The organism is Bradyrhizobium sp. Kon37 (assembly GCF_055807535.1).
In genome coordinates this window covers 1-255 of sequence record NZ_JBVVOY010000296.1, presented here as the reverse complement: position 1 = coordinate 255, position 255 = coordinate 1, and the positions used below count along the sequence as shown (strand labels likewise).

The 255-nt window shown below is 67.1% G+C and carries 1 protein-coding gene; it reads left to right on the top strand.

What is annotated here, in order from left to right; all coding sequences use genetic code 11:
- The coding region (locus AC0L3J_RS38225) for a VCBS domain-containing protein (RefSeq protein WP_473350593.1) at positions 1–255 on the top strand (255 nt) is incomplete at both ends.

Here is a 255-nt window from a genome sequence, read left to right as displayed (position 1 = left end):
ACCTTACCGCCACCGGGCAATTGACGGCCACCGACGTCGACAACGGCCAGTCCTCGTTCCAGCCCGGCGCCACCGGCATTGCCGGCAACCTCGGCACGCTGACGCTCGCCGCGAACGGCACCTACACCTATTCCGTGGCCAACAGCGCGACGCAGTCGCTGGGCGCTGGTCAGACCCACACGGACAGCTTCACGATCCACTCGCTGGACGGCACGCCGAAGACTGTCACCTTCGACGTCATCGGCGCCAACGACG